The following is a 12,625-nucleotide window of genomic DNA, read 5'->3' on the forward strand; positions in this document are numbered from 1 at the left end:
CCTACCATAGTCGGTCTGCCGGGATTTCGGGGAAGTGACCCTGCCTGCCGATTTAACAAGAGCCGCGCCCTTGGGCTGGAGAAGCGGACTTAGGCATATCGGGCTTATGGGGATTGTCTTGCACGACTACCAGACGACAGTGAAGACGCGCGCGTCGCTTACGGGCACCGGCGTCCACAGCGGCAAAGAAGTTTCCATCAGTTTCCTGCCGGCGGATGCCGACACCGGCATCGTGTTCCAGCTCATCAATGGCGAAGGGCAGGGCCGCGAGTTCCGTGCCCTGTTTTCCGAGATCGGCGCCACCGATCTGTGCACCATGCTTGGCGATCCCTCGGGCGAGCATATCGCCACCGTCGAGCACATCATGGCCGCGCTGTTCGGGCTCGGCATCGACAATGTTCTCATCGAGATCGACGGCCACGAGGTTCCCATCCTCGACGGCAGCGCCATGGCCTTCGTGGAAGCCATCGACCAGGCGGGCATCGAGACGCTGCCGGTCAAGCGGCGTTATATCAGGGTCGTCAAGCCGGTTCGCATCGAGAACGGTGCTTCCTGGGCGGAGTTCAGGCCCTATGACGGCACCCGCTTCGAGGTCGAGATCGATTTCGAAAGCCCGGCCATCGGCCGTCAGCTCTTTGCGTCGGACATCAATGCCGACATTTTTCGCCGCGATATTGCGCGCGCCCGCACCTTCGGTTTCATGAAGGATGTCGAGCGGCTGTGGGCGGCCGGCTACGCGCTTGGCTCCTCGCTCGAGAACTCGCTGGTGATCGGTGACGACAACCGCGTCATCAACATGGGCGGCCTGCGCTATCCCAACGAATTCGTGCGCCACAAGACGCTCGACGCCATGGGCGACCTGGCTCTGGCCGGAGCCCGCTTCATCGGCTGTTTCCGCTCCTATCGCGGCGGCCACAGGCTGAACGCCGCGGCGCTGCGGCGCCTGCTGTCGGACCGCACGGCCTTCGAGATCGTCGAGACGACACGCCGAGAGCGTGGCCGCGCGGCAGAGATGAGCGCCGTCAATGCGCCGCTCTACGCGCCTTGGATGATCTAGGTTTCGCACCGTTTTCACGCTTTGTGGCGGGATGCCGGGTGTTGCAGGAATGCATCATCGACCGGCGAAATCATAGGGATGCGCTAGCGCCGCCTTGCCGCCACAAAAATGCGCCATTGCCCGGAGATAGCGTTGCCGGGCAAGGCGGTTATGGTTTATGGCTGCTGCCGTCGATTAGTGCATGTCGCTCAAAAGTGGGGACCAGTTTTGGGACAACAGCATGCAAGAGGCATTAAAATAACGCCGAAAGGGCGCAATCCAATCATGTTCTTCAAGCGAGTCGGTCAATCGAAAGCGCCAAAGCGGTCTGTTCTCCTGGCGCTTTCGCTGGTTGTTCCATCGCTCTTTCTGTCGGCCTGCATGTCGTCGGAGAAAGACATCGATCTGTCGAAATACGTCGACCAGACCGAGCCGGCCGACGTTCTCTACAACCAGGGCCTCGCCAATTTGAATGCCGGCCGCCTCGACGAGGCGAGCAAGAAGTTCGACGCCGTCGACCGCCAGCACCCCTATTCGGAATGGGCTCGCAAGTCGATGGTGATGGGCGCTTTCGCCGACTACCGAAAGGGCAGCTACGACGAGGCGATCTCGTCGGCCAAGCGCTATCTGGCGCTTTATCCGTCCACCGATGACGCGCCCTATGCACAGTACATCATCGGCCTGAGCTACTATCGCCAGATCAAGGACGTGACGCAGGATCAGAAGGAAGCGCGCCAGACGCTGCAGACGATGCAGGATCTGGTCACGCGCTGGCCGACGTCGGAGTATGTCGACGACGCCAAGGAGAAGATCCGCTTCGCCAACGACCAGCTCGCCGGCAAGGAAATGCAGATCGGCCGGTATTACCTGGAGCGCCGCGAGTACATCGCCGCCGTCAAGCGCTTCCGCACCGTGGTGGAAAACTATTCCAACACGCGTCATGTCGAGGAAGCGTTGGCCCGCCTTACCGAAAGCTATTACGCGATGGGGCTCACCTCGGAGGCCCAGACGGCCGCCGCGGTGCTCGGCACCAACTATCCCGACAGCCCGTGGTACAAGGATTCCTACAAGCTCCTGCAGAGCAACGGGCTTTCGCCGCGCGAGAATGCCGGATCGTGGATTTCCAAGGCCGGGAAGCTGATCACCGGCGCCTGATCTGTCAGGCGCAAGCGTGCGTTGGGCGCTTTTCGGATTGATCCGATGCTGAAACAAAAAGATAGTGCGGCGCTGCGACTCCAATCGGTCGCGCACCGCTCCACGGCGGTTCAGTGGTTTGATTGAAGCGCTGAGCCGTCCCAACTTTTTGTCCTACGCAATTCCGATGGGAAAAACGCTACGCACCTTTCCTGGAATTGCCTGAGGTTCGGGTTCTGATGCTTTCCAGACTGTCGATCCGCGATATCGTCCTGATCGAGAAGCTGGATATCGACTTCCAGCCGGGCCTTTCCGTGCTGACGGGTGAAACCGGCGCCGGCAAATCCATTCTGCTCGATGCCCTGTCGTTGGCGCTCGGCGCGCGCGGCGACGCCTCCCTGGTGCGCCATGGGGCACCACAGGGCCAGGTCATTGCCGTGTTCGATGTGGCGCGCAACCATCCGGTACGCGCGCTGCTCGTCGAGAATGCCATCGAGGATGATGGCGACATCATCCTGCGCCGCGTGCAGACGGCGGACGGCCGCACCCGCGTCTTCGTCAACGACCAGCCGTCCAGCGTGACGCTGATGCGCGATGTCGGGCGCGCTTTGGTCGAGATCCACGGCCAGCACGACGAACGCGCCTTGGTCGATCCGGGCGCCCATCGCGACGTGCTCGACGCTTTCGGCGGCCATCTCGGCGCTGTCCGATCGACCGGCGAGGCCTGGCGCCACTGGCGCGCCTGCGAGCAGGAGCTCACGCGCCACCGCGCCAAGGTGGCGGCAGCGGCGCGCGAGGCCGATTACCTGCGTGCGGCGGTGGCGGAGCTGACCAAGCTCGATCCGCAGCCTGGCGAGGAAACGGAACTTGCCGAACTGCGCGCCCACATGATGCGCGCCGAAAAGATCGCTTCCGAAATCCATGACGCCCAGGATGTACTGTCCGGCCCGTCTTCGCCCTTGCCGCAACTCGCCAGTCTGCTGAGACGGCTGCAGCGCAAGGCGACGGAGGCGCCCGGCCTGCTCGAGGACGTGGTCAAGTCGCTGGACGAAGCCATGCTGTCGCTCGACGCCGCGCAATCCGGTGTCGAAGCGGCCCTTCGCGCAACGGAGTATGACCCGCAGCGGCTGGAGAAGGCGGAGGAGCGGCTGTTTTCGCTGCGCGCCGCCTCACGCAAGCACAGTGTCGCCGTCGACGATCTGGCGCAACTGCGCGACACGATGGTTGCCGATCTGGCTGATCTCGATGCCGGCGAGGAACGCCTGCATGGGTTGGAAAAGCAGGCCGCGGCGGCACGCGAGGCCTATGACATCGCCGCGGCGCAGCTTTCTTCGTTTCGCCACGCGGCAGCCGTCGGCCTGACCAAGGCGGTGATGGCCGAATTGCCGGCGCTGAAGCTCGAACGCGCCGCCTTCATCGTGGAGATGAAGAGCGAGGCCGAGACCCGCATGGAAGAGGGCATCGACCAGATCGAGTTCTGGGTGCGCACCAATCCCGGCACGCGGCCCGGGCCGATGATGAAGGTGGCGTCCGGCGGCGAGCTGTCGCGCTTCCTTTTGGCGCTGAAAGTGGCGCTGGCCGACCGTGGCTCGGCGCCGACGCTGGTTTTCGACGAAATCGACACCGGCGTCGGTGGCGCCGTGGCGGATGCCATCGGCCAAAGGCTGGCGCGGCTGTCGAAGCGCGTGCAGGTGCTGTCGGTCACGCATGCGCCGCAAGTGGCGGCGCGCGCGGCAACGCATTTCCTGATCTCAAAATCGGGCAGCACGGACCGTGTGGCGACCGGCATTGCCGAGATGGACAGGCCGGCGCGGCAGGAAGAGATCGCCCGCATGCTGGCCGGCGCCACGATCACCGACGAGGCACGCGCCGCCGCCGAAAGGCTGCTGCGCGAGAACACAAACGCGGCGTAAGGCCATCCGGCGTCATTGACGGGGCAGGATATGGCAGCGAGTCAGGATATGGCTCCATCCTGCTGTTCAGGAATGATCTTTTCCGAAAACCGGTTCCCACTTTTCGGGATCATGCTCTATTGTGGCGCGCCACCGTTCGGGGAAGAAAAGCATGGCCGAAAAACCTGTCGATTCGCTCAGCGAAAGCGAGGCTGAAGCCGAGCTGAAGCGCCTGGCGGAGGAGATCGCCGAGCATGACCGGCGCTACCATGCCGAGGACGCGCCCACGATCACCGACGCTGAATATGATGCGCTGCGCCGGCGCAACCTTGCCATCGAGGAGCGTTTTCCCGACCAGGTGCGCGAGGATTCGCCGTCGCGCAGGGTCGGCGCGCCGCCGGCCGAAGGTTTCGCCAAGGTGCGGCACGCGGTGCCGATGCTGAGCCTCGCCAAGGCCTATACCGACCAGGACGTCGCCGATTTCATCGAGCGCGGCCGGCGTTTCTTCGATCGCGACAAGGACCTCGACATCGCTTTCACCGCCGAGCCGAAGATCGACGGGCTGTCGGCGTCGCTGCGCTACGAGAACGGCGTGTTCGTGCAGGGCGCGACGCGCGGCGACGGCACGGTCGGCGAGGACATCACGGCGAATCTGAAGACCATTGCCGACATTCCGAAGAAGTTGCAGGGTTCGGACTGGCCTGATGTCATCGAAATCCGCGGCGAGGTCTACATGACCTATGCCGAATTCGAAGCTTTGAAGCAGCGTTCGGCAGCGGTCGGCGGCCAGGATTACGTCAATCCGCGCAACACGGCGGCTGGATCGCTGCGCCAGAAAGATCCATCGGTCACCGCCAGCCGCAACCTGAAATTCTTCGCCTATGCCTGGGGCTACACGACGGCGGACCCCGCGCCGACGCAGTTCGATTCGGTGCAGAAGTTCAAGGAATGGGGGTTCAAGGTCAGCCCGCTGATGGTGCGGGCGAAGTCGATCGACGACCTCATAGCGCACTATCATCGCATCGAGGAGCAGCGCTCCTCGCTCGGCTACGACATCGACGGGGTCGTCTACAAGGTCGACCAGCTGGAATTGCAGCGCCGCTGGGGTTTCGTCACCGGCGAGCCGCGCTGGGCGGTTGCCCACAAATTCCCGGCCGAGCAGGCGATGACGACCGTGCAGAAGATCGACATCCAGGTCGGCCGCACCGGCACGCTGGCGCCGGTCGCAAGGCTTGCGCCCGTCACCGTCGGCGGCGTCGTGGTCGAGAACGTCACGCTGCACAATGAGGATTACATCAAGGGTTTCGACAGCAACGGCCTGCCGATCCGCGACGGCATCGATGTGCGCATCGGCGACACGGTGGTGATCCAGCGGGCAGGCGACGTCATTCCGCAGATCGTCAGCGTCGTCATCGACAAGCGCCCGGCCGATGCCGTGCCTTACGAATTCCCGCATACCTGTCCGGTCTGCGGCTCGCCGGCGACGCGCGAGATCAACGAGAAGACCGGCAAGGAGGATTCCCGCCGGCGCTGCACCGGCGAGCTGATCTGCGCAGCACAGGCCGTGGAAAGATTGCGCCATTTCGTTTCGCGCGGGGCGCTCGATATAGAGGGCCTGGGCGCCGAAAACATCGACACCTTCTTCAATGCCGGACTGATCAAGACGGCCGCCGATATTTTTACGCTCAGGGATCGACGTCCCGCCGTCACCAAGGCGCTGGCCGAGCGGCGCGAGGAGCAGGCCAGGCAGCGCGAGGCGGCGTCCGGAAAGACGCGCAAGAATGTGCGCAGTGTCGAGGACCGCAACTATGAAGGCCTCGACAAGCTGTTCGCGGCCATCGATTCGCGCCGCGAGCCGGAACTCGATCGCTTCATCTTCGCGCTCGGCATCCGCCATATCGGCGAGACGACGGCCGCCGTGCTCGCCAAGACCTTTTCCACCATCGAGGAACTGATCCGCGTCGGCAAGGAAACGGCGGCAGCGCAGGATCCGCACACCGTCTTCCCTTCGGTCAACGGCATCGGTGACACGGTGATCGATGCGCTGCGCGATTTCTTCGGCAATGAACGCAATGACGACGTGCTCGACAAGCTGCTCGAGCAGGTCAGGCCCAAGCCCTATATCGTCACCGTCTCGGCCGACAGCGAGGTTGCCGGCAAGACCATCGTCTTCACCGGCACGCTGGAGAAGATGACGCGCTCGGAAGCCAAGGCGATGGCCGAACGCCTGGGCGCCAAGGTGGCCGGCTCGGTTTCGGCCAAGACCGATCTGCTGGTCGCCGGACCCGGCGCCGGCTCCAAGCTCAAGCTTGCCAGCGAACTTGGCGTCGAAGTCATCGACGAAGACACCTGGCTGCAACGGGTCGGCAAGGCGTGACGGCGTTCAAAGGCTTCGGCCCAAAGGCCCTTCCGTTCCTGAAGGCGCTGGATTTCCACCAGAGCCGGGAGTGGTTTTTGGAAAACCGCGACCTGTTCGAACAGGAACTGCGCGATCCGCTTGGCGATCTCGTCGACACGCTGACCCAACGCTTTGCGGAAGCGCGGCTCGGCTTGCGCGGCGACCGCAAGAAGTCGCTGTTCCGCATCAATCGTGACGTGCGCTTTGCCAAGGACAAGCGGCCCTACAACCGGCATGTCTCGGCGATCCTGTCGTCCGATGGCAGCAAGGCCGTGCAGGGCGTGTTCTACATTCATATCGGGCTTGAGGGCTGCTTTGCCGGCGTCGCCTGGTGGCAGCCGGAGGCTGCGCTGCTGCTGGCGATGCGGCGCGCCCTCGAGACGTGGCCGGACAGGTTTCGCGCCATGGTTAAGGCGTTGAAGAAGAACGGCCTCGAGCTTAGCGCCGAAGACGCCATGAAACGCACGCCGCGGGGCTTCGAGCACGTTACGGACAAGGATCTCGTCGCTGCGATCCGCAACCGGCATTTTGCCGTCCGCCACGTCATCGATCCGGCGGGCATCCACGGGCCGGAACTGGTCGAGGAACTCGTCGATTTCACCATGCGCGCCAAGCCGCTGCTCGACTGGGGCAGGGCGATCGAGGGCAAAATCGCGAAGGACTAAGTTCCATCTCGAGCCCGGCGATGATCATTTCCGTTGATCGTTTGGCTCAAGCGAATTCGTGTGACAAGGCGGGCTGCACTACCTACATCGACGGTTTCGACCCTGGAGCGATCGATGGCGACGGACGTGATTTCCGAGAGCGGCGGCAGAAGCGACTTCTGGCAAGGCGTGCGGCTCTCCATGCCTGTCGTCGTGGCGTCGGCGCCGTTCGCGGTGCTGTTCGGGGCGCTTGCCGTCGACAATGGTTTCTCGGTCCTCGAAGCCTTTATGATGAGCGCGCTGGTCTATGGCGGCGCCAGCCAGATGGTCGGCATCCAGCTGTTCGGCCAGCATGTCGCGCCGTGGCTGATCGTGCTGTCGATCTTCGCCGTCAACTTCCGCCATGTGCTCTACTCCGCCGGCATTGGCCGGCGCATCGCGCATTGGCCTGTCATCCAGCAGGCGCTCGGCTATTTCCTCCTCACCGATCCGCAGTTCGCGGTGGCCGAGGCGAGGGCGGCGTCGGGCCAGACGGTCGGCTTCGCCTGGTATCTGGGGCTTGGCCTGCCGGTCTATGTGTTCTGGGTAACCGAAAGCGCGCTGGGTGCTGTGTTCGGCAAGCTCATCCCCGACACGCATGCGCTGGGCATCGATTTCCTGTTGCCGATCTATTTCCTCGGCCTGGTGATGGGCTTCCGCAAGCGACCGCTGTGGCTGCCGGTGGTGGTCGCCAGTGCCTGCGCCTCAATCGTCGCCTACAAGACGGTCGGCTCGCCCTGGCACGTCTCGATCGGCGCCATTGCCGGCGTGCTGCTCGCCGTCATCCTGCCGCCGCACCATAGCGGCGTGGAGACAAGGCCATGAGCACGACGTTCTGGATCATCATCGCCGGCGCGGTCGCCACCTATCTCACGCGCGTCGGCGGGCATCTGGTCATCTCCCGCTTCGAGAACATCCATCCGCGCGTCGAGGCCGGCCTCAACGCCGTGCCGGCGGCGGTGCTGACGACGCTGGTGGCACCGGAGCTGTTAAATGCCGGACCGGCGGAATGGGCGGCGCTGGTCGTCACCGCCGCGGTCTCGCTGCGCGGCGGGCTGATGTCGATGTTTTTGGCTGGCGCGGCAGTGCTCATCCTGGCGCGGCAGTTCGCAGCGTAGTTTGGCCCGCGATCTTTCCGAGCGTTGGCACCGCCCCTCATTGCCCTGCCGGGCGTTCGTCACTCGAAAAGCCAAGCAATTGGCTTTTCGTCCGCTTCTCAACTCCCGTATAGTGACTTGGAGAAAGAGGCTCGCCTCAAATCTTCGCGTCGTGCGGCAGCGGCGCTGTCGCCTTTTCCAGCCAGGCCAGCGTTTCGCCGTCAAGCATCGGTCCGATCTCGGCCAGCACGCGGGCATGGTAGGCGTCTAGCCAATGCAGCTCCTCGCGAGTCAGCAGCTCTGACCGCACCAGCCTGATGTCGATCGGTGCCAGCGTCAGCGTCTCGAAGCCATGCACGGCGATGTCGCCACCTTCGATCTGTTCGGCCGGCGTCACCAGGATGAGGTTCTCGATGCGGATGCCGTAGGCGCCTTCCTTGTAATAGCCGGGTTCGTTGGACAGCATCATGCCTTCGAGCAGCTTTTCGGTGCCGGTGCGGGCAATGCGCTGCGGACCTTCATGCACGGCCAGATAAGAGCCGACGCCATGGCCGGTGCCATGGGCGAAGTCGCAACCATGCTTCCACAGCGCCATGCGGGCGACGGCGTCGATTTCCGAGCCGCGCGTGCCGGCGGGGAAGCGCAGCGTGGAAATGCCGATCATGCCTTTCAGCACCAGGGTAAAGCGTTCGCGCATTTCCTCGGTCGGCTGGCCGATCGGCACAGTGCGGGTGATGTCGGTGGTGCCGTCCTGATACTGCGCGCCGGAATCGAGCAGGAACAACTCGCCGGCCTGCAGCTTGCGGCTGGTGGCGCGCGACACGCGGTAATGCATGATGGCGCCGTTCGGGCCGGCGCCGGAAATGGTGTCGAAGGACACGTCGCGCAGCAGCATTTGCGTTTCCTCGCCGGTCTGCCGGCGGCTCTCCTCCAGCCTTGTGACGACCGCGATCTCGTCGAGCGAGCCGGGTTTTTGCCGCTCCAGCCAGCACAGAAGCTTGGCCACCGCCGCGCCGTCACGACGGTGCGCGGCGCGCGAGCCGTTGATCTCGGCCTGGTTCTTGGTGGCTCGCGGGATGCGGGCAGGATCGGGCGCGGCGACCACCGTACCGCCATTGTCCTCGACCAGCATGCGCAGCCGGTCGGCCGCCAGCACCGGGTCGAGCGCGATCTTGGCGCCACCCTTGGCAAGCGCTGCGATCGCCGCCTCGAATTCGCCGGGCTCGTGCGGATCGGCGAGCTGGGTGAGATAGGCCGCGACCTGGCGCGAGAATTTGCGCTTGTCCATGAACAGCTGGTGCGATCCATCCGCCGCGAGGATGGCGAAGCCGAGCGCCAGCGGCGTGTGCGGTACGTCGCCGCCTCGGATGTTGAAGGCCCAGGCGATGGAGGAGGGGTCGGTCAGCACCGCATGGGTGGCGCCGTCCTTGCCGATCGCTGTTGCCAGCCGCGCCAGCTTGTCCTTGGCGAGTTCGCCGGCAAAGCCAATCGGGTGCAGCTCGACCGGCGTCACCGGCGCGGCGGGCTGGTCGTTCCAGATGATGTCGATCGGGTTTCTCTCGAGCGGCACGAGCGCCGCGCCGGTCTTGTCGGCCGAGGCCTGCAACGCCTTGACCTCGCCAATCGTGTGCAGCCATGGGTCGAAGCCCAGCCGCGCGCCCTTGCCTATATTGTCCTTGAGCCAGACGGCGGGCGGGTTGTCGACCAGGCTTTCGACCGCAAAGATGTCGAGATCGACCTCGCTGCGCACCTGCAGCGTGTAGCGCCCGTCGACGAAGATGAAGGCGCGGTCGCGCAGCACGATGGCGACGCCGGCCGAGCCGCTGAAGCCGGTCAACCATTTCAGCCGTGCCGATCGATCGGCGACATATTCGCCCTGGTGCTCGTCCGCGCGCGGAACGATAAAACCGTCGAGGCCATTGGCGGCCAGCCATTGGCGCAGCAGCGCCACGCGCGGCTTGCCAACCGAAGGGTCGCCCGCGGAATCGAAGGTCTGGAACATGATGGGCCTCCTGATGTCAGCGTGACCGTAGCCTATGGGTCCGGAAATCGGAATCGATTTCCGGTTGGCGCAAACTGCTACGGCGCCGGCTGGCTGACAACCAAATGGGGCTGGTCCAGCCGCGGTACGATCAGCTTTCCGGAGAAATCCATGCCACGGCCCATCAAAGTTCTAAGTTGCGACTGTCGAGGATCGGCAGTTGCGTTGCCGATCTCAGCGCTTGAGGTGGATCGTCACCCAGCCTTCGCGGTGCAAGGTGCTGATGTGCCGGAAGTTCTGGCCGACATAGGCCGAGATGACGGCGTCGCGCTGGCGCTCGAGAATGCCCGACAGGACGATCGAGCCGCCAAGCGCGATGTGTCCGGCCATTTGCGGCGCCAGCCGCATCAACGGCCGCGCCAATATGTTGGCGACGATCAGGTCGAAAGGGGCACGCTTGCCGAAGATCGGATGGTGAAAGCCCGGTGCGGTGACCGTTTCGATGAGCGCCTTGACGTGATTGAGCCGTGCATTGGCGGCGGCGACCTTCACCGCCACCGGGTCGATGTCGGTGGCGAGCACCGGAATATGCGCCAGCTTGGCGACGGCGATGGCCAGCACGGCGCTGCCGGTGCCGAGGTCGAGCGCATTGCGCGGGTGCTCGCGCCGCACCACTTTCTCCAGCATTTCCAGGCAGCCGGCGGTGGTACCGTGATGGCCGGTGCCGAAGGCAAGGCCGGCCTCGATCTCGATGGCGAGTTCGCCGCTGTGGCGCTTCCTGCGGTCATGCGCGCCGTGAACGAAGAAACGGCCGGCGCGCACCGGCTTCAGGCCCTCCAGCGAACGCGCCACCCAGTCGATGTCGGGCAGCACTTCGCGCTCGACCGGCTTCGACTGAGCAAGCCCGGCGAGAATGTCCTTCACCCGCGCTTCAATCGCATCGACGTCGCCATCGGCGTAGAGCGAAACCTCGTGGATGTCCTGGTCTTCGTCGACCTCGAGCACGGCGATCGGCAGGCCTTCATCCTCGAAGGCCAGCTCAAGCGCCGCGAAGACGCGCTCTGCCTCGATCTTGCCGGTGGTGAAATGAAGCCGCGTCTGGGTCATATGGATACTTATCAACCCTTGGCCGCGAGGCGCTTCAGCTTCTCCACGGCCGTGCTGGCGCTTTCGCCATAGGCGATCGTGCCGGCAAAGTCGCCCCTGGAGTTGAGCAGCAGCACCGAGGCGGTGTGGTCCATCGTATAGTCGCCGTCGCCTGTATCGACCTTCTTCCAGTAGATGCCGAACGACTTGGCCATGGCATGGACCTTGTCAGGGTCGCCGGTGATGCCGGTGATGCGGTCCGAGAAATTGCTGACATAGGCGTTCATCACCGCCGGCGTGTCACGCTCCGGGTCGACCGAGACGAAATAGGCATGCAAGGTCTTGCCGTCGTCGCCGAGCGTCTTCAGCCAGCCGGAGAGTTCGAACAGGGTGGTCGGGCAGACTTCGGGGCAGTGGGTGAAGCCGAAGAAGATGACGCTGGGCTGGCCCCGGAAGGCGGCTTCGGTGATCGGCGCGCCTTTCTGGTCGACGAGGGTGAAGGGTGCGCCGAACGGTTCGCCGCCATAATGGCCGCGATACCAGTCGAAGGTCAGCCAGCCGATGCCGGCCGCCATCAGGACGAGAATGCCGACCAGGATAGAACGCATCATCACAAAAGTCCGTCCGCAGAAATCATCGCGCCGGCTCAATGCCGCGCCGGTGCGACAGTCTTAGCGGTTTGGCCCTGCGCAGGCAAAGTGCCGCGATGCCGCAACCGTGGTGGTGTTGACGCATCCGCTTGCAAAGCCGCACGCCGCGTCCCACCTGATACCGGCAACTCGAACCGCAGGAGGCTCCTTTGCTCGAACTGGTTGGGCGCGAACGGATTGGGCGAAAACTGATCGGCGGCGCCTTGGCCGCGTGCGTCGCGCTTGGCGCCGGCGGCGCCGTCGCCGAGGAAGTCGGCAAGGTCGGCGTCGACTGGGTCGGCAATGACATCATCGTCGAAGCGATCAAGGATCCCAAGGTGGATGGCGTGACCTGCCATGTCTCCTATTTCGACCGCAGCATCATCGACCGCCTGCACAAGGGCAACTGGTTCGAGGATCCCTCCGATTCGTCGATCTCCTGCCGTCAGACCGGCCCGATCACCATCGGCGACATCGACATGAGCGAGGGCGGCGAGGAGGTGTTCAAGCAGGGCCTCAGCTTGATCTGGAAGAAGCAGGTGGTGAACCGCATCTACGACAAGACCAACGAGACGCTGATCTATCTCTCGCATTCGCGCCAGGTGCAGAACGGCTCGGCCAAAATGTCGGTGACCACGGTGCCGCTCTATGGCCAGAACGTGGTGTGGAGCAAGGGCAAGCCGAAATAG

The 12,625-nt window shown here is 64.2% G+C and carries 11 protein-coding genes; 8 read left to right on the top strand and 3 right to left on the bottom strand.

The window, feature by feature from the left end:
- The first annotated feature begins 106 nt into the window (after positions 1 to 106).
- From lpxC to FJV83_RS11110, 7 genes are all read left to right on the top strand, one after another.
- The gene (gene lpxC / locus FJV83_RS11080) at positions 107 to 1,057 is read left to right on the top strand and encodes a UDP-3-O-acyl-N-acetylglucosamine deacetylase (RefSeq protein WP_095773952.1); all 951 of its coding nucleotides are present in this window, start codon (positions 107 to 109) and stop codon (positions 1,055 to 1,057) included.
- A 264-nt stretch (positions 1,058 to 1,321) separates the two neighbouring features.
- Positions 1,322 to 2,191 carry an outer membrane protein assembly factor BamD gene (locus tag FJV83_RS11085; protein WP_095773953.1) on the top strand — a complete coding sequence of 290 codons (870 nt, stop codon included), beginning with the start codon at positions 1,322 to 1,324 and terminating at the stop codon, positions 2,189 to 2,191.
- 218 nt (positions 2,192 to 2,409) lie between these two features.
- A complete protein-coding gene (gene recN / locus FJV83_RS11090; protein ID WP_142885117.1) occupies positions 2,410 to 4,083 on the top strand; it encodes a DNA repair protein RecN in 1,674 nt (557 codons plus the stop codon).
- 151 nt (positions 4,084 to 4,234) lie between these two features.
- Positions 4,235 to 6,439 (top strand): NAD-dependent DNA ligase LigA, encoded by a 2,205-nt coding sequence (gene ligA / locus FJV83_RS11095; protein WP_142885119.1) that lies wholly within the window; start codon positions 4,235 to 4,237, stop codon positions 6,437 to 6,439.
- Positions 6,436 to 7,125, top strand: a complete 690-nt coding sequence (locus tag FJV83_RS11100) for a DUF2461 domain-containing protein (RefSeq protein WP_142885121.1) — start codon at positions 6,436 to 6,438, stop codon at positions 7,123 to 7,125. Before ligA ends, FJV83_RS11100 begins: the two co-directional genes overlap by 4 nt.
- Before the next feature lie 114 nt (positions 7,126 to 7,239).
- Entirely contained in the window at positions 7,240 to 7,968 is a 729-nt protein-coding gene (locus FJV83_RS11105) for an AzlC family ABC transporter permease (protein WP_142885122.1), read from the top strand.
- Positions 7,965 to 8,261, top strand: coding sequence for an AzlD family protein (locus FJV83_RS11110; RefSeq protein ID WP_095787755.1), 297 nt, complete (start codon positions 7,965 to 7,967; stop codon positions 8,259 to 8,261). The genes FJV83_RS11105 and FJV83_RS11110 overlap by 4 nt, the downstream gene beginning before the upstream one ends.
- Before the next feature lie 136 nt (positions 8,262 to 8,397).
- On the opposite strand, the gene FJV83_RS11115 is transcribed toward FJV83_RS11110, so the two are convergent.
- The 3 genes from FJV83_RS11115 to FJV83_RS11125 all read right to left on the bottom strand — a co-directional run bounded on the left by FJV83_RS11115 (position 8,398) and on the right by FJV83_RS11125 (position 11,918).
- Positions 8,398 to 10,242, bottom strand: a complete 1,845-nt coding sequence (locus FJV83_RS11115) for an aminopeptidase P family protein (protein WP_142885124.1) — start codon at positions 10,240 to 10,242, stop codon at positions 8,398 to 8,400.
- Between the two features lie 213 nt (positions 10,243 to 10,455).
- Positions 10,456 to 11,328: a 50S ribosomal protein L11 methyltransferase gene (locus FJV83_RS11120; RefSeq protein WP_095790815.1), complete on the bottom strand. Its 873-nt coding sequence runs from the start codon at positions 11,326 to 11,328 to the stop codon at positions 10,456 to 10,458.
- Between the two features lie 11 nt (positions 11,329 to 11,339).
- The gene (locus FJV83_RS11125; RefSeq protein WP_095787758.1) at positions 11,340 to 11,918 is read right to left on the bottom strand and encodes an SCO family protein; all 579 of its coding nucleotides are present in this window, start codon (positions 11,916 to 11,918) and stop codon (positions 11,340 to 11,342) included.
- Between the two features lie 188 nt (positions 11,919 to 12,106).
- On the opposite strand from FJV83_RS11125, the gene FJV83_RS11130 reads away from it, so the two are divergent.
- The gene (locus tag FJV83_RS11130) at positions 12,107 to 12,625 is read left to right on the top strand and encodes a CreA family protein (RefSeq protein WP_142885126.1); all 519 of its coding nucleotides are present in this window, start codon (positions 12,107 to 12,109) and stop codon (positions 12,623 to 12,625) included.

The organism is Mesorhizobium sp. WSM4307, from assembly GCF_007003945.1.
Taxonomy (GTDB): Bacteria; Pseudomonadota; Alphaproteobacteria; order Rhizobiales; family Rhizobiaceae; genus Mesorhizobium.